This window comes from Pseudomonas sp. WS 5071 (assembly GCF_012985765.1).
GTDB classification, from domain to species: domain Bacteria; phylum Pseudomonadota; class Gammaproteobacteria; order Pseudomonadales; family Pseudomonadaceae; genus Aquipseudomonas; species Aquipseudomonas lundensis_A.
In genome coordinates, this window is sequence record NZ_JAAQWY010000031.1 from 24,288 (window position 1) to 40,888 (window position 16,601).

19 protein-coding genes are annotated in these 16,601 nt (G+C 55.5%); 7 read left to right on the plus strand and 12 right to left on the minus strand.

Annotated features, from left to right (window positions below; translation table 11 throughout):
• Window positions 1–218: 218 nt before the first annotated feature.
• From HBN61_RS17980 to HBN61_RS17995, 4 genes are all read left to right on the plus strand, one after another.
• On the plus strand, window positions 219–1,991 hold the full coding sequence (locus HBN61_RS17980; protein WP_094993046.1) for a penicillin-binding protein activator: 1,773 nt from the start codon (window positions 219–221) through the stop codon (window positions 1,989–1,991).
• A complete protein-coding gene (locus tag HBN61_RS17985; RefSeq protein WP_094993045.1) occupies window positions 1,991–2,353 on the plus strand; it encodes a YraN family protein in 363 nt (120 codons plus the stop codon). Before HBN61_RS17980 ends, HBN61_RS17985 begins: the two co-directional genes overlap by 1 nt.
• Window positions 2,354–2,490: 137 nt before the next feature.
• Complete coding sequence (locus tag HBN61_RS17990) at window positions 2,491–3,084, plus strand: phosphoheptose isomerase (protein WP_094993044.1); 594 nt, start codon at window positions 2,491–2,493, stop codon at window positions 3,082–3,084.
• Window positions 3,081–3,662 carry a BON domain-containing protein gene (locus tag HBN61_RS17995; RefSeq protein ID WP_047273769.1) on the plus strand — a complete coding sequence of 194 codons (582 nt, stop codon included), beginning with the start codon at window positions 3,081–3,083 and terminating at the stop codon, window positions 3,660–3,662. Before HBN61_RS17990 ends, HBN61_RS17995 begins: the two co-directional genes overlap by 4 nt.
• A gap of 118 nt (window positions 3,663–3,780) precedes the next feature.
• Here the strand turns inward: HBN61_RS17995 and HBN61_RS18000 are convergent, their stop codons facing one another.
• The 7 genes from HBN61_RS18000 to rplM form a co-directional block, all read right to left on the minus strand.
• On the minus strand, window positions 3,781–4,194 hold the full coding sequence (locus tag HBN61_RS18000) for a ClpXP protease specificity-enhancing factor (RefSeq protein ID WP_094993043.1): 414 nt from the start codon (window positions 4,192–4,194) through the stop codon (window positions 3,781–3,783).
• Window positions 4,195–4,211: 17 nt separating this feature from the next.
• Window positions 4,212–4,829, minus strand: coding sequence for a glutathione S-transferase N-terminal domain-containing protein (locus HBN61_RS18005; protein ID WP_094993042.1), 618 nt, complete (start codon window positions 4,827–4,829; stop codon window positions 4,212–4,214).
• A 184-nt stretch (window positions 4,830–5,013) separates the two neighbouring features.
• On the minus strand, window positions 5,014–5,793 hold the full coding sequence (locus tag HBN61_RS18010) for a cytochrome c1 (RefSeq protein WP_094993041.1): 780 nt from the start codon (window positions 5,791–5,793) through the stop codon (window positions 5,014–5,016).
• Window positions 5,793–7,004, minus strand: a complete 1,212-nt coding sequence (locus HBN61_RS18015) for a cytochrome b (RefSeq protein WP_047273766.1) — start codon at window positions 7,002–7,004, stop codon at window positions 5,793–5,795. Before HBN61_RS18015 ends, HBN61_RS18010 begins: the two co-directional genes overlap by 1 nt.
• Entirely contained in the window at window positions 7,004–7,603 is a 600-nt protein-coding gene (petA, locus tag HBN61_RS18020) for a ubiquinol-cytochrome c reductase iron-sulfur subunit (protein WP_094993040.1), read from the minus strand. The genes HBN61_RS18015 and petA overlap by 1 nt, the downstream gene beginning before the upstream one ends.
• Window positions 7,604–7,856: 253 nt before the next feature.
• Complete coding sequence (gene rpsI, locus HBN61_RS18025) at window positions 7,857–8,249, minus strand: 30S ribosomal protein S9 (RefSeq protein ID WP_047273763.1); 393 nt, start codon at window positions 8,247–8,249, stop codon at window positions 7,857–7,859.
• 14 nt (window positions 8,250–8,263) lie between these two features.
• Window positions 8,264–8,692: a 50S ribosomal protein L13 gene (gene rplM / locus HBN61_RS18030; protein WP_047273761.1), complete on the minus strand. Its 429-nt coding sequence runs from the start codon at window positions 8,690–8,692 to the stop codon at window positions 8,264–8,266.
• A 246-nt stretch (window positions 8,693–8,938) separates the two neighbouring features.
• Between rplM and HBN61_RS18035 the strand changes: the two genes are divergently transcribed.
• Window positions 8,939–9,979, plus strand: coding sequence for an NADP(H)-dependent aldo-keto reductase (locus tag HBN61_RS18035; RefSeq protein ID WP_094993039.1), 1,041 nt, complete (start codon window positions 8,939–8,941; stop codon window positions 9,977–9,979).
• A 224-nt stretch (window positions 9,980–10,203) separates the two neighbouring features.
• Window positions 10,204–11,124, plus strand: a complete 921-nt coding sequence (locus HBN61_RS18040) for a GlxA family transcriptional regulator (RefSeq protein WP_169963341.1) — start codon at window positions 10,204–10,206, stop codon at window positions 11,122–11,124.
• A gap of 70 nt (window positions 11,125–11,194) precedes the next feature.
• Here the strand turns inward: HBN61_RS18040 and zapE are convergent, their stop codons facing one another.
• The 3 genes from zapE to HBN61_RS18055 all read right to left on the minus strand — a co-directional run bounded on the left by zapE (window position 11,195) and on the right by HBN61_RS18055 (window position 14,396).
• A complete protein-coding gene (zapE, locus tag HBN61_RS18045) occupies window positions 11,195–12,289 on the minus strand; it encodes a cell division protein ZapE (RefSeq protein WP_169963084.1) in 1,095 nt (364 codons plus the stop codon).
• A gap of 91 nt (window positions 12,290–12,380) precedes the next feature.
• On the minus strand, window positions 12,381–13,736 hold the full coding sequence (locus tag HBN61_RS18050) for a tryptophan--tRNA ligase (protein WP_094993037.1): 1,356 nt from the start codon (window positions 13,734–13,736) through the stop codon (window positions 12,381–12,383).
• A gap of 24 nt (window positions 13,737–13,760) precedes the next feature.
• Window positions 13,761–14,396 (minus strand): alpha/beta hydrolase, encoded by a 636-nt coding sequence (locus HBN61_RS18055; protein ID WP_094993036.1) that lies wholly within the window; start codon window positions 14,394–14,396, stop codon window positions 13,761–13,763.
• Between the two features lie 139 nt (window positions 14,397–14,535).
• Here HBN61_RS18055 and HBN61_RS18060 point away from each other — a divergent pair, with 139 nt between their 5' ends.
• Window positions 14,536–14,970, plus strand: coding sequence for a Z-ring associated ZapG family protein (locus tag HBN61_RS18060; protein ID WP_047273751.1), 435 nt, complete (start codon window positions 14,536–14,538; stop codon window positions 14,968–14,970).
• A 157-nt stretch (window positions 14,971–15,127) separates the two neighbouring features.
• Here the strand turns inward: HBN61_RS18060 and HBN61_RS18065 are convergent, their stop codons facing one another.
• Entirely contained in the window at window positions 15,128–15,844 is a 717-nt protein-coding gene (locus HBN61_RS18065) for a YiaD family glycine zipper/OmpA-like lipoprotein (RefSeq protein ID WP_170047468.1), read from the minus strand.
• 100 nt (window positions 15,845–15,944) lie between these two features.
• Window positions 15,945–16,586: an MBL fold metallo-hydrolase gene (locus tag HBN61_RS18070; RefSeq protein WP_170047470.1), complete on the minus strand. Its 642-nt coding sequence runs from the start codon at window positions 16,584–16,586 to the stop codon at window positions 15,945–15,947.
• Between the last annotated feature and the right edge of the window lie 15 nt (window positions 16,587–16,601).

Below are 16,601 nucleotides of genomic sequence, written 5' to 3' on the forward strand. Positions count from 1 at the left end.
AACGCACACCTCAAAAGAGTTAAAGGCGCCATTGTAGCGCGTAGAGCCTTACTCGCAGCACCCCTGAGGCATGACGTAAAAGACATATACAGAAAAGATTGTCCGCCACAGACGCCTGAAGTCATCTAAATTTAGGCTTTATGGTCTGTAACATCGCACCCCGGCCAGTGCTTGGGTACACTTCGCCACCTTATTTGATCGAGTATCAGGAACACTACATGATCGCTTGCCTGCGGCTGTTCACTGCCCTCTGCCTCGCTGCCCTGTTGACAGCTTGCGCCAGCTCGCCCTCCTCCAGCCTCGGCGAACTTCCCCGGACGCCGGATGCCAGCCTTGAGCAGTTGCTCCAGCAGGCAGCGCAAAGCCAAAATCCGGAACAGGCTGCCTTGCTGAGACTTTCTGCCGCTGACCTGGCGTATAAACAGCATAACTTTGATCGAGCCAAGCAGATCCTTGCACAGGTGCCGCTGGATCAGCTAAAACCTGCCCAGCAAGTATTTGCCAGCACGCTGTCAGCCGAGCTGGCCATGAGCCGCAATCAAACCAAAGAAGCGTTGACAGCCCTAAGCCATCCAAGCGTAGCGCGACTTAATGAAATGCCTGCCGATTTGCAGGTACGTAGCCACACTGTCTACGCGCGCGCACTGGAAGCAGACGGCCAGACACTGGCAGCCGCTCGCGAACGCGCGGCAATGAGCCCGCTACTGACCGGTGATGCCGCCAACAGCAACAACGATGCGATTTGGTCGCTGGTGGCAGCACTGCCGGTGGATCAGTTGCAAAACCGAAGCGACGACGTGTTGGGCGGCTGGATGTCACTTGCACTGGCAGTTAAAAGCGCAGGCACGCTAGCAGATCAGCAAAACGCAATCGATCAATGGCGCGCCCAAAATCCGGCTCACCCTGCTGCGATCCAATTGCCGACCCCGCTGGTCAAGCTTAAAGAGCTGGCCAACCAGCCATTGACCAAAATCGCTCTGCTGCTGCCTCAGGATGGACAACTGGCTTCGGTGAGCAAGGCATTGCGCGATGGTTTCGTGGCCGCCCACTATCAAGCTCAGCAAGCAGGTCAAAACCCGCCTGAAATTCTGTTCTACGACAGCTCGCGCATCGGCTCACTCGACAGTTTCTACAGCAAAGCCCAGGCTGACGGCGTCCAACTGGTCGTCGGCCCACTGGAGAAGCCGCTAGTCAAACAACTGAGTGCACGCGCACAACTACCCATTACCACCCTCGCACTCAACTACAGTGAAGCCTCTCAAACACCACCCCAACTGTTCCAGTTCGGACTGGCCGCTGAAGATGAAGCCCGCGAGGTTGCTCGTCGCGCCCGGGCTGACGGCCTGACTCGCGCAGGTGCCATGGTTCCGCAAGGTGAGTGGGGCAACCGCGTACTCAAGGCCTTCCGTCAAGAATGGGAAGCCAATGGCGGCACCATCGTTGGCGTCGAGCACATCGACAAGCCGGTTGCGCTGGCCCAGCAAGTGGCCGATCTAGTGCAACTGCGCAAAAGCGGCAACTCGAGCGATCCTTCCCGACGTCAGGACATGGAGTTCATTTTTCTGGCTGCCACGCCGCAACAGGCACAACAGATCAAACCCACGCTCAACTACCAATATGCTGGTGACCTGCCTGTATACGCCACGTCCCACGTCTTCAGCGCCAGTGGCGATCAGAACCAGTACAACGACATGAATGGCATCCGCTTTTGCGAGACACCATGGCTGCTAACCCCTTCCAATCCTTTGCGCCAGCAAGTAGCCACCCAGTGGCCGCAAGCAGGCGGTAGCCTGGGACGCCTGTATGCAATGGGTGTTGATGCCTATCGCCTGACACCCAGCCTGGGTCAGTTGAAAGCATTACCGGACAGCCGTATTGACGGCCTTTCAGGTAGCTTGAGCATGAGCCAGAGCCAACGAATTGAACGCCAGCTGCCTTGGGCTGAATTCGTCAATGGCCAAGTTCAGAATTTGCCAGATACTCGTAACTGATGCCCCAGCCCTCACGCCAACAAACGGGCAAAAATGCCGAGCGCCTTGCATTGCGGCACCTTGAGCAACACGGATTACGCTTGCTGGCACAAAACTGGCTATGCAGGCGCGGGGAGCTGGATCTGGTCATGCTCGACGGCGATACAGTAGTATTCGTCGAAGTTCGTTACCGGCAACATGCGCAATGGGGTGGAGCGCTGGCCAGCATTGATGCACGCAAGCGGCAAAAGCTGATCCTGGCCGCTCAAACCTTTTTGCAGCAAGAAGCCCGATGGGCCAATTACCCTTGCAGGTTTGACGTCATTGCCATCGACAGCTCAACACCCGACATGAACTGGCTACGGAACGCCTTTGACAGCTGAAGCGCTGTCGGGCCGACCCACGCACCCTTTACTCAACGATTTTGCTTTGCTTGGCAGGCTGTACATTTTTGTACCGGAAAGTCACTCAGGAATACCTGGATCACGCCCGCACTGCCGCCCTACTTAAGGTCACATAGATGGACATGCAATCCCGGATTCGCCTGCTTTTTCAGGCCAGTATCGATACCAAGCAGCAGGCGATGGAAGTGCTTGCACCGCACATCGAACTAGCCAGCCAGGTGATGGTTAATGCCCTGCTAAACGAAGGCAAAATGCTGTCATGCGGCAATGGCGGCTCTGCGGGTGATGCTCAGCACTTCTCATCCGAACTGCTTAACCGGTTCGAGCGCGAACGCCCGAGCCTGCCCGCCATCGCATTGACCACCGACAGCTCGACCATTACCTCAATCGCCAATGACTACAGCTTTAACGAGATTTTTTCCAAGCAGATACGCGCCCTGGGCCAACCAGGTGACGTACTGCTGGCAATCTCGACAAGCGGCAACTCAGCCAACATCATCCAGGCCATTCAGGCCGCGCACGACCGAGAAATGACGGTGGTGGCCTTGACCGGTCGAGATGGCGGAGGCATGGCCTCGCTGTTGCTGCCGGAAGACGTGGAGATCCGCGTACCCTCTCTGGTCACCGCACGCATCCAAGAAGTCCACCTGCTGGCGATCCACTGCTTGTGCGATCTGATCGACAGCCAACTGTTCGGGAGTGAAGAATGACTTTTAACCGCCTTGGCTTAGTAGCCCTGACCTTATGCCTGGGTTTGACTGCCGGCTGCAGCTCGGTGCTGACGGCGACACGCGACAAACCTATCGAAGATGATCGAGGCACGCGCACCTTCGGCAGCAAGATCGACGACTCACTGATCGAAACCAAAGTGGCTGTGAATATCGCTAAAGCCAATCCCGACCTGGATAACGGCTCGCACATCGTTGTGACCAGCTACAACGGTATCGTTCTACTGGCAGGGCAAACCCCGCGCGCCGATCTCAAGGCGCAGGCCGAACAGGCCGCCGCTGCTGTCCAGCGTGTCAAAAAGGTCAACAACGAATTGCAGGTCATGGCCCCCTCTTCGATCCTGGCCCGCAATAACGACGCCTGGCTGACCACCAAGATCAAATCGCAAATGCTGACTGACGGCGCAATCCCGGGGTCACGAATCAAGGTCGTAACTGAAAATGGCATTGTTTACTTGCTGGGCCTGGTAACCAAACAGGAAGCCACCCGCGCTACAAACTTGGTTCAAGGCGTCTCCGGCGTTCAAAAAATCGTCAAGCTGTTCGAATACATCGACTGATTCAGCTCCAAGACAGGCGCCGATCCGCCAATCAAGCAACGGGGCAGTACCCGCCCAACGACAAAGATCACACGCTAATCACGCACAAAAAAGGCGACCCCTCGAGGTCGCCTTTTTATTACTTCACCACTTTCAGACTCGGCCGTCCGCTAGGACGCGGTGGCTCGCTGCCCGGAGGCGGCAAATCATCATCCGGCTCAATCTCGTCATCAGCTTCAAGAGCCTCTTCCAGATCAAACACCATGCCTTGGCCATTCTCACGGGCATAAATCCCCAAAATGGCTGAAATTGGCACATACAGTGTGTGAGGCACACCCCCAAACCGCGCTTCGAAGCTGACCGCCTCGTTGTCCATGTGCAGATGACGCACAGCAACAGGCGCAACATTCAACACGATCTGCCCTTCACTGGCGAAGCCTTGCGGCACTTGCACACTCGGGTATTCGGAATTTACCAACATGTGCGGCGTGCAGTCGTTATCTACAATCCACTCATAGAGCGCACGCACCAAATAAGGTCGACTTGAATTCATCAAGGGCTCCTAAAGCCTTAGCGCATATCGCGTTCGACACCAGACAAGCTTGCCTGGAAAGCCTCACGCGCAAACTGGCGCTCCATATAATCAAGCAGCGGCTTGGCAGGCCGCGGCAGTTCAATACCCAAAACAGGCAAACGCCAGAGTATCGGTAATAGACAGCAGTCGACCAGACTTTGCTCGTCGCTGAGGAAAAAAGGTTTGTCAGCAAATAACGCCGAGACACCCGTTAAACTCTCGCGCAGCTCTTTGCGCGCCTGCACACGCGCAGGCTCTTTAGTGCGCGAGTCCAGAATCAGGTCAACCAATACGCACCAGTCACGCTGGATTCGATGGATCAGTAGACGACTGTTTGCACGTGCGACCGGATAGACCGGCAGCAAAGGCGGATGCGGATAACGCTCATCCAGGTACTCCATCACCACAGTCGATTCCCACAACGCAAGGTCGCGGTCGACCAGGGTTGGCAAACTGCCGTATGGGTTCACTTCGATCAGCTTTGGCGGTTGACGACCCGCCTCCACACTAATGATCTCGGCGCTGACACCCTTCTCCGCGAGCACAATGCGCACTCGATGGGAATAGTGGTCGGCGGGGTCGGAGTAACAGGCCAACCGATTGGTCACGCCCATGGCGGTCCTCCTCGCTTGTTGAAATGATCAGAAGCAGAAAAACGAAAGCGCCCGAGGTGCGTCTCCAGCAACCGTAAATCGTGGCACACATGATCAAAACGACCTTGTGTACCACAACCAGCACGGCTACCTGTTCAGAGACACCCTCGGGCGCACACGTTAAACAGCAATGCGTGTAACGATATCAGTGCACGTCTTTCCAGTATTCACGCTTGAGCAAATAAGCGAACACAAAGAAGAACGCCAGATAGAGCAATACGTACGTGCCGATGCGCTGATGCTCCAGCTTCACCGGGTTGGCTGAATAGGCCAGGAAGGTCACAAGGTTCTTGATCTTCTCATCGAACTGCTCTTCAGTCAGCGTGCCGGTTTTTGGCAATACTGTCAGCTGGTCGCACGCTTCGTGTGTCAAAGGCGTGCCGGTGAGCGGATCATACTGCTTCTTGCCGTCTTCGACGATCTGAACTTGCTTGCAGCCAATCACCTGACGACCCTGTAGCGGCGCCAGAACGTTTGGCATGCCCACGTTCGGGAAGACCTTATTGTTCACACCCCAAGGGCGCGACGGGTCTTCATAGAACGAACGCAGGTAGCTGTAGAGCCAGTCAGTACCACGTACACGTGCTACCAGCGTCAGATCAGGCGGTGCCGCACCAAACCAGGCCTTGGCGTCTTCAGGCTTCATGCCGATGTTCATGTGGTCACCGATCTTGGCGCCAGTCATTACCAGATTATCGAGCATGACGTCGTGAGGGATGCCCAGATCATCAGCAACACGCTCATAGCGCTGGAATTTGGCACTGTGACAGCCCATGCAGTAGTTGGCGAACGTACGTGCGCCGTCTTGCATGGCAGCCTTGTCAGACACATCGATATCGACTTTGTCGAGCTGGACACCCTGCTCCGCAGCGAAAGACAGTGCAGGCATCACAGCAAGCATCAATACAGCAAATAGCTTTTTCATCAGCCAGTCACCCTTTCCGGAACCGGTTTGGTCTTCTCAAGCCTGGTGTAGAACGGCATCAAAATGAAGTAGGCGAAGTACAGGAACGTACACACCTGCGACAACAGCGTGCGGCCCGGGGTCGGCGCCAATACGCCCAACACACCCAGAATCACGAAGGAGATACAGAACACCCACAGCCAAATTTTGCTCATCCAGCCTTTGTAACGCATGGATTTGACAGGGCTACGGTCCAGCCATGGCAACACGAACAGCACTGCAATCGCTGCCCCCATGGCGATAACGCCCATCAACTTGTCAGGAATGGCGCGCAAGATCGCGTAGAACGGTGTGAAGTACCAGACAGGCGCAATATGCTCCGGCGTTTTGAAGGCGTTAGCTTGTTCAAAGTTCGGCTTTTCGAGGAAATAACCACCCATTTCCGGGAAGAAGAACACGATCGAACAGAAGACAAACAGGAACACCACTACGCCGACAATGTCTTTCACGGTGTAGTACGGATGGAAAGGAATGCCGTCCAGCGGGATGCCGTTCTCGTCTTTGTGCTTCTTGATATCCACGCCATCCGGGTTGTTCGACCCGACTTCGTGCAAGGCAAGAATGTGCAGCACCACCAGCCCCAGAATCACGATCGGCAAGGCTACAACGTGCAAGGCAAAGAAGCGGTTCAGGGTAATACCGGAGATCAGGTAGTCACCACGAATCCACTGAGTCAGGTCGTTGCCAATTACAGGGATTGCGCCAAACAGCGAGATGATCACCTGGGCGCCCCAGTAGGACATTTGCCCCCAAGGCAGCAAGTAACCCATGAAGGCTTCAGCCATCAGGGCCAGATAAATCATCATGCCGAACAGCCAGACCAGCTCACGTGGCTTCTGGTATGAACCGTAGAGCAAACCACGGAACATATGCAGATAAACCACGATAAAGAACGCAGAAGCACCGGTAGAGTGCAGCAGGCGCAAGATCGAGCCGTATTCAACGTCACGCATGATGTATTCGACAGAGGCGAAAGCTTCCTCTGCAGACGGCGTGTAACTCATGGTCAGCCACACACCCGTTACGATCTGGTTAACCAGAACCAGCAACGCGAGGGAGCCGAAAAAGTAGAAAAAGTTGAAGTTCTTCGGTGCGTAGTACTTGCTGAGATGGTCTTCCCACATCTTTGTGGCCGGGAAGCGTGCATCTACCCAATCCATGAACTTGCTCATTACGCGTTCTCCCCTTCGAGACCAACGACAATGATGTTGTCACTGCCCTCTACGTAGTAGTAAGGCGGCACTGGCAGGTTCAGTGGAGCAGGCTGTGCCTTGTAGACGCGACCGGCCAGATCATAGTGCGAACCATGACAAGGACAGAAATAACCCCCGACCCAGTCTTTACCCAGGTCAGCAGGTGCGACTTCAGGACGGAAAGTCGGCGAGCAACCCAAGTGCGTACAGATGCCGATCAGCACCAGAATTTCCGGCTTGATGGAACGGTACTCATTGGTTGAGTTTTCGGGCTGGTCGGATTGCTTGGAATCCGGGTCAGCAAGCTGGCCTTCAATCTTTTTAAGATTCGCGAGAATCTCATCAGTGCGGCGGACAATGAATACCGGCTGACCACGCCACTCAGCAATCATCTGCTGACCTGGCTCAACCTTAGCAATATTGACCTTCACCGGTGCGCCAGCGGCTTTCGCCTTGGCACTGGGGAACCACGACCCCACAAACGGGACTGCCGCCCCCACCGCTCCTGCAGCACCCACCACGGATGTGGCTGCTACGAGGAAGCGACGCCGGCCGACATTTACGCCGTCATTGCTCATTCAGTCCTCTCCCATCAGCTTTGTGGCCTGTTAAATCAGGCATCTACTAAGTAAAAATCTGAACTTATAAAAATTTTGCAGAATGGTAATGAAAAGCCCCTACTCTGACAAGGTAATTACCGCTCTCGGTCGGCTACAAGCCTTGTAGTATAGGCATTTGCTGGATGTGGCAAGTTGTCACATGCATAAATCATTACCCATAAAAAACGCCCAGCTCCTAAGGAGACTGGGCGCTTTTGAACGAAGCTGCGAATTAACGCTTCGAGTACTGCGGACGCTTACGCGCTTTACGCAGACCGACTTTCTTACGTTCAACTTCACGAGCATCGCGAGTTACGAAGCCTGCTTTGCGCAGAGCGCCACGCAGAGTTTCGTCGTATTGCATCAGTGCGCGAGTGATACCGTGGCGGATTGCGCCAGCTTGACCACTTACACCACCGCCGATCACGGTAACGAAGATGTCGAATTTCTCAACAGTCTCAGTCAATTCCAGCGGCTGACGAACTACCATGCGGGCAGTTTCGCGACCGAAGAAATTATCCAGGGAGCGGTTGTTGATGGAGATGTTACCAGTACCCGGACGCAGGAAAACGCGTGCGGTTGCAGTCTTACGACGGCCAGTGCCGTAGTTTTGAGTCGCCGACATAATGAACTATTCCGTTAAAACTTCAGTTCTTGGGGCTGCTGAGCAGTATGAGGGTGAGCAGCGCCCGCATAGACTTTCAGCTTACGGTACATGTCGCGACCCAGCGGGTTTTTAGGCAGCATGCCTTTAACCGCGGTCTCGATCACGCGCTCAGGAGCTTTGGCGATCAGCTTTTCGAAGTTGATCGACTTAATCCCGCCCGGGAAACCGGAGTGAGAGTAGTACATTTTGTCAGAGGTTTTGGCACCAGTGACACGGATCTGCTCAGCATTGATAACAACGATGTAGTCACCGGTGTCAACGTGCGGAGTGTACTCCGGCTTGTGCTTGCCACGCAGACGGCTCGCGATCTCGGTGGCCAGACGACCCAGGGTCTGACCAGCAGCGTCGACGACAAACCAGTCGCGCTTTACTGTTTCTGGTTTAGCAGTAAAAGTTTTCATTCTTTATAGCCTCAGGGGCCGCCCTGTAAATTAGACGGCGGATCTTACTGAATAGTGCGTACTTTGACAAGTCAAAGGCAGCCGGGTACAGACGCTATCGGGGGCTCGGGTCAGCGCGTCCGTTCAACGGCAAGATTCTTCGGCAGGCGGCGCATCACTTCCACTGCAGAAAGAGGTCGGCAATTATCCAGATTGCGAAAAAAATTACAACCTGCTTTTATGATTCTTTCCCCCAAGGAGCACCCTATGGATTACCGCCAGCTAGGCCGAACCGATCTCAAAGTCAGCACAATTGGCCTCGGAACCATGACCTGGGGCGAGCAGAACACCCAGGATGAAGCCTTCGCGCAGATTGAGTACGCAAAAAACGCAGGCATCAATTTCATCGACACCGCTGAAATGTACCCGGTACCACCCAAGGCCGACACTTACGCCACCACCGAGCGTTACATAGGCAATTGGTTCAAGGCCCGCGGTGATCGGGCGGACTGGATACTGGCCAGCAAGATCGCCGGCCCGGGCAATGGCATCGACTACATTCGCGACGGCCAGCTCAAACATAACCGAACCCATATCGTCCAGGCACTGGATGCCAGCCTCAAGCGCCTGCAAACAGACTGGATCGACCTGTACCAACTGCACTGGCCGGAACGCAGCACCAATTTCTTCGGTCAACTCGGCTACACCCACCACGCTGACGAGCAATTCACTCCACTCGAAGACACCCTCGAAGCCCTCGACGAACAAGTCAAAGCAGGCAAAATCCGCCATATCGGCCTGTCCAACGAAACCCCCTGGGCCACGATGAAGTTTCTGCAACTGGCCGAAAGTCGCGGCTGGCCTCGGGCTGTTTCAATCCAGAACCCCTACAATTTGCTCAATCGCAGCTTTGAAGTCGGCCTCGCTGAAATTGCCATTCGCGAACAATGCGGCCTGCTCGCCTACTCCCCGCTGGCGTTCGGGATGCTTTCGGGCAAGTACAACGGGGGCGCCCGACCTCCAAAGGGCCGCTTGAGCCTCTACAGCCGCTTCTCGCGCTATTCCAACCCGCAGGCCGTGGCTGCCAGCGAGCGTTATGTCGCATTGGCCCACCAGCACGGCCTGGACCCCGCTCAAATGGCCCTGGCTTATGTGACACAACAGCCGTTCGTCACCAGCAATATCATTGGCGCAACCACGATGGCGCAACTTGAGAGCAATATCGCCAGCATCGAAGTAGAACTCTCGGACGAAGTACTGGCAGGCATCGAGGCCATTCACAAGGAGCAGCCAAACCCCGCACCTTGACATGATTGCGTAGCAGCTGTTTGCGACGGCCTGCGCCTCGATCGGCAGCTGCTACGGCGCTCACTGAATCCCCCCCTAGACACACAGGACAAAAAATAAGACGATCCAGCCGCAAGTTGACCAATTTCACCTATAAGAATAATCAAATCATGTCTACTCATCTCTCCGCGCCCTTGCGGCGCGTCAGCATATTGGCTATCGATCGGGTTTTTGCCTCGACACTGATGCAGGCCAAAGATTTCTTCCACCTCGCCAGCCTGCGTCATGGCAAACAGTTAGGCCAAGGCCTTAACGCCAGCTTCGAAACACGCCTCGTCAGCCCTGACGGCCTGCCTGTCAGCAGTTTTAGTAACGTGATGCTTCCGGTGGATGGCAGCCTCGAAGACACTGACATCATCATCCTCCCGGCCTTTTGGGACGACTTCGACACACTCTGTCAGCGCTACCCGCAAATACTGCCCTGGTTACGCGCACAACACGCACGCGGCGCCGTACTCTGCGCTGAAGCCACTGGCGTCTTCTGGCTGGCAGAAGCCGGCCTGCTGGACGGTAAGGAAGCGACAACCTACTGGCGTTTTTTCAACAGCTTCGCCGAACGCTTTCCGAACGTTCATCTCAATCAAGACAAACACCTGACGGATGCTGACAACCTGTATTGCGCGGGAGGCCCCACCTCGGCCTGCGACCTTTACATTTACCTGATCGAACGCTTCTGTGGCGCCAATATCGCCCAGGCCGTGGCACGTGACATTCTTTATGAAGTGCAACGTAACTACGCACCCGGTCGCATCGGGTTTGGCGGACAGAAGCTGCACCAGGACGTCATCATTCTGCAAATACAGCACTGGCTCGAAGAACATTTTGCCGACAAGTTCCGCTTCGAGGATGTGGCTCGCGAACATGGCATGAGCATTCGTAACTTTATGCGTCGCTTCCAGATGGCGACAGGCGACAAGCCCTTGCATTATCTGCAACGTCTGCGCATAGAGACCGCCAAAGGGCTACTTTCAGCTACCCGTAAAAGCATCAAGACCATCAGCTACGACGTTGGCTACGACGACGCCAGCTTCTTCGCGCGCTTGTTCCGGCAACACACCGAGCTGTCACCCAACCAATACCGCCAGCAATTTCAACAAGCCGCCTAACCGGCCGTAACATTCATGACCAGCCAAAAAAAAGGCCTGCATAAGCAGGCCTTTCTCATGAAACGCTCGACTAAGGCTTATGCGCCCGCGTCAGGTATTCATGGGATTGCATCTCCAGCAAACGGCTCAGCGTGCGCTGGAATTCAAAGTTCAGACGCCCGCCCGTGTATAAATCCTTGAGCTCGACTTCTGCCGAAATGATCAGTTTGACGTTACGGTCGTAAAACTCGTCGACCATGTTGATGAAACGGCGCGCAATATCGTCCGTTTTCACGTCCATCTGTTCAACACCGCTCAGAATCACCGCATTGAAAATTTTGCCCAACTCAATGTAATCGTTCTGGCTACGCGGGCCATCACACAGCTCGCGGAAATCAAACCAGGCCACGTCATCGCATGTCCGCAAGGCGCGAATGGTACGGTTCTCGATGATCAAATCATCGTTTTCCACTGCACGCGTCGAGTTGTGTGTGAGCGCTTTAAAGCTTTCGCGCAAGGACTTTTCCGAGGCTTCATTGAGCGGAAAGTGGAACAGCTCAGCCTGCTCCAGATGGCGCAGGCGGTAGTCCACGCCACTGTCAACGTTGACGATCTCAGTGTTCTGCTTGATCAATGCAATAGCGGGCAAAAAGCGCGCGCGCTGCAGGCCGTCTTTGTACAAACCATCGGGCACGATGTTCGAGGTCGCAACCAGAGTGACACCGTTTTTGAACAGCTCTTCCATCAACGTCCCGAGAATCATGGCGTCGGTAATGTCCGACACAAAGAACTCATCGAAACAAATCACCCGAGCCTCATCGGCAAAACGCTTGGCGATGATGGTCAACGGGTTTTTTTCGCCATTCAGGGTGCGCATTTCTTCATGCACACGCTTCATGAAACGGTGGAAGTGCGTACGAACTTTCTGCTTGAACGGCAGAGCATCAAAGAACGTATCAACCAGATACGTCTTGCCCCGCCCTACTCCACCCCAGAAATACAGGCCTTTGACCGGTGTCTGGTCCTTTTTGCCGAAGAGCTTGCCGAACAGCCCCGGCTTGCTCTGCGAAGAAGCAACCAGATCGTCATACAGACGCTGCAAATGGCGTACAGCGTTTTCCTGCGCGGCATCGTGGAAGAAGTCCGGGCGTTTCAGATCAGCTTGATATCGTTCTAAAGGCGTCATAATTCGTTAGCAAGGCAACAAAAACGGGCCGTCACTGTAGCGACGGCCTTGGGGAATGGCAATCGGACCTGAGGCGAATCGCCGCACTTTCTTAGTCCTGTGCAGGCACCAGCGACAAGCGCAGGGTCTCAATAGCAGCATCCCGTGCCGCGCTGTCGGCAAATTCCGAACTGTCCGCCACGCACTCTCCTGCCAGCCACACACTGAAACGCGAGTCCTGGGTGCGCACGTCAAGCGGTTCACCGGATTGCAGTTGCTTGGTCACTTGCCCTGCCGCCTTACCATCGCTGAAGCTGCGCGACAGCAACAATTGTTCGCCGTCGGTTGCCAATAAGCGGAAGCGGAAGCTGCCGTCTTCGTCACGGAAGCTGACAAAGCGTGGGCCTTTGGTCGCTTTCTTTTTGGTCGCGGTAGTGGCCTGCGCCGCACTGACAAACGAACGCAGACCGACGGCTTCGCGCAACTGCGCCAGGAAAGGCGTCGCGATTGTGCGAGCTTTATGGGCTCCGGCCAACAAGATGTCTTCCATGTCGGATGGGCGCGACATCAACTCGTGATACCGCTCGCGGGCCTCGCCCAGTTCGGCATCCAGCAGCTTGAACAGACGTTCTTTCGCCTCCCCCCATCCCAAGCCCTGCAACAGTTCATTGCGGAACTCTGCGGTCTGCGCAGGCGTTGAGAATGCCTGATACAACGTGAACAGGTGCGAGTTGTCAGGATCCTTGGCTTCGCCCGGCGCACGGGAGTCAGTCACGATGCGCGAAATAGCGCTTTTCATGTCTTTGGCGCTGGTGAACAGCGGGATCGTGTTGTCGTAGCTTTTGGACATCTTGCGACCATCAAGGCCGGGCAAGGTGGCAACGCTTTCTTCAATCAGCGCTTCCGGCATCGCGAAAAAGTCTTTGCCGTTGCCAAATAGATGATTGAAACGCTGGCCGATGTCACGGGCCATTTCAACGTGCTGGATCTGGTCGCGACCGACCGGCACCTTGTTGGCATTGAACATCAGAATGTCGGCAGCCATAAGCACCGGATAGCTGTACAAGCCCATGCTGATGCCCGCGTCCGGGTCTTCGCCGTTTTCCAGGTTTTTATCCACCGACGCCTTGTAAGCGTGGGCGCGGTTGAGCAGGCCTTTAGCCGCGACACAGGTCAGCAGCCAGGTCAGCTCAGGAATCTCGGGGATGTCTGACTGACGGTAAAAAGTCACTCGCTCGACATCCAGACCGGACGCTAGCCAAGTTGCTGCGATTTCCTGACGCGAGCGCTGGATGCGCTGCGGGTCATCGCATTTGATCAGCGCGTGATAATCCGCCAGAAAGTAAAACGAGTCGGCATTGCTGTCACGGCTGGCTACGATGGCCGGGCGAATCGCACCGGCATAGTTGCCCAGATGCGGCGTCCCGGTCGTGGTAATACCGGTGAGGATTCGAGTACGAGTGGTCATAGGTAATCGCTTATCAGACTGCAATCAATTCGAAAGGCGTGGCTGCACCAACTCTTTGAGGTCAGTCAGCTTGCCGTGAAAAAAGTGTCCGCATTCTGCCACTTTCAGCAGCTCATGGGGGCGAGAGAGGTGCTCTGACCAGTCGTAGACCAACTGCGGATCGATCACTTCATCAGTTTCTGGCTGAATCACGGTCAATGCGCATTGGTGCGCCAATGCATCTTCGTCACGCAGGCGCATCACCGCCGGTGCAATCATGAACACATGCTTGAGCGTTTCGCCCTGAGCCTCAAGGCGTCCGCCCAAGCTGGCGGCCACAAAACCACCAAACGAAAACCCAAGCAACGTGATCGGCAGATCTGGGTGTTTGGCGCGCAGCCAACGAGCTGCCGCCAGTGCATCATCGACTTCACCGGTGCCCATATCATGGCTCCCCTCACTCTGGCCGGTGCCACGGTAATTAAACCGCAAGGTAATCAGGCCAGCATCGCGGGCAGTGCGCTGAAGGGTTGAAACAACTTTATTCAACATTGTCCCGCCCTGTACCGGGTTGGGATGGCACAGCAGTGCAAGGCCTTTTGCTTCGGGGTGATCGAGGTATAAAGCTTCCAGACGGCCCACGGGGCCATCAATCAAAAGAGGGGTTTCGCGGGTAAGCAAGAAGGAACTCCGTGACCTCAAATTGGGTCGACTCGTCTAGCTGATAGATTCTGTCTGACATATTTGCGAGTGCATCGCGGTATACAGCGCAGGTCCGAGCCGTTAACGTAAAGCAAAGCCGTTTATAGAGGAAGGACTCGTGGAACACTCGCTCTTGATTTGGTTGTTGCCGACTCTAGCCTTGGTTGCAGGTGTCGCCATTGGTTTTCTGGTCGCTCGTCTGCTGCCCAATGCCGCGCCTAACCGCACGCAGCGCCAGCTAGATGACATCCAGGAACGTTTTGACAGTTATCAGAATGAGGTGGTCACCCACTTCAACAGCACCGCCAATCTGGTGAAGAAACTCACTCAGAGCTATCAGGATGTGCAAGACCATCTCGCCGAGGGCGCCAACCGTTTGGCCCTTGACGAGCAGACTCGCCAACGCCTGCTGGCCGCACTGCATTCAGAAGCGCCTCAACCGCACCGCGAGCGCCTTACCCCGCCGCACAGCTCTGAGCCGCCATTGGACTACGCGCCAAAAACCCCGAACGCACCCGGCATGCTCGACGAGCATTACGGCCTGAAGAAGTAACACTTTCAGTAAAGCGTTCAGCAAAAAGCCCCGCGACCTGATAAAGATCGCGGGGCTTTTTGTTATGCGTCTTGCTGTGACCGCTGCAGGAGGATCGTGCGGTAACCGGTCTTACAATCCTTGCACAACCTGCGTCAGCAACGGCAAAGCACGAGGCTTACGGGTACTGTTGAACCTGACCTTGTTGCTGATAGTTCATGCCCGGAATCGGCGCCAGGGTGATCTGCACTCGACGGTTTTGAGCTCGGCCATCAGGGGTCGCGTTGCTAGCAATCGGGTCCGCAGGCCCCTTACCGGTGACAGACAAGTACTGACCACTGACCCCCTGAGACGTCAGATAGGTGGCAACGCTCTGCGCACGCTGCTGCGACAGCTTCAAGTTGTAGTCGTCGTTACCGGTGCTATCGGTGTAACCCACAATTTGAATCTGTTGCTGGTTATTGAGTTGCTTCAGCGAGTTGGCCAGGCTGTTGAGCGGTTGATAGAAGCTGGGCGAAATATTTGCCGAGCTAGTGGCAAACGTAATATTTCCCGGCATAACCAAGGTGATGTTGTCGCCCTGACGCTGAACCTCTACCCCCGTGTTTGCCATACTGGCGCGCAGTGCAGCTTCTTGCTTGTCAGCGTAATAGCCATAACCCGCAGCCCCCAGACCCGCAACGGCAGCGCCGATCAGTGCGCCCTTGCCACGGTTGTTGTGGTCAATGGCAGCACCCGCCACTGCACCGGCCAACGCTCCCAGCCCGCCATACTTGGCCGTTTTGCTCATGCCCGTCGATGCCTGCCCCTGGTTGTCATACGGGTTGGGCGAGGCACAGCCGGCCAGCAAAGCAATCGCACTGGCGGCAACAATCAAACGACTCGAAATAAACATGGTGAAGCTCCTACTCAATACTTTCTGGGGGCAAAGGTCGTGGGCAGTGGACCTCTGTTGGCGTTGGAACACGACCAACGGTAAAAATTCCATTGGCCTCTCAAGCACGTACAAACGGGTTTTCGCGCATCTCCTCGCCCAGACGGGTATCAGGGCCATGGCCTGTAATCACTGTGGCATCTTCATCCAGCGTATACAGACGCTGCTTGATGGAACGTACGATAGTTGCCTGATCGCCACCCCACAAATCGGTACGGCCAACGCCACGACGAAACAGGGTGTCACCGGCAATCAACAGCTTGGCATCGGCAAACCAGAAGCTCATGGAGCCGGGGGTGTGCCCCGGCGTGTGCAGCGCCACACCACACCCGCACGCAAGCTCCTCATCATCGGCAAGCCAGCGATCCGGTGACGGCACCGGGGTGTATGGAACGCGAAACAACTTGCACTGCATCTCAAGGTTGTCCCACAGGAACTGGTCCTCTTTATGCAGGTGCAACGTCGCCCCGGTTTTCTCCTTGAGTTGACCCGACGCCAGAAAATGGTCCAGGTGCGCATGGGTATGAATGATGCTCACCACCTTCAAACCGTGCTTTTCCAAGCGCGCCAGAATCAACTCATGATCGCCACCCGGGTCGACCACAACGGCCTTTTTCGTGACTGGATCGCCGATGATCGTGCAGTTGCACTGCAAAGGGCCGACAGGGAAGGTTTCACGGATGAGCGCGGGCGGGTTGTTCATGGTTCTGGGTTCCAA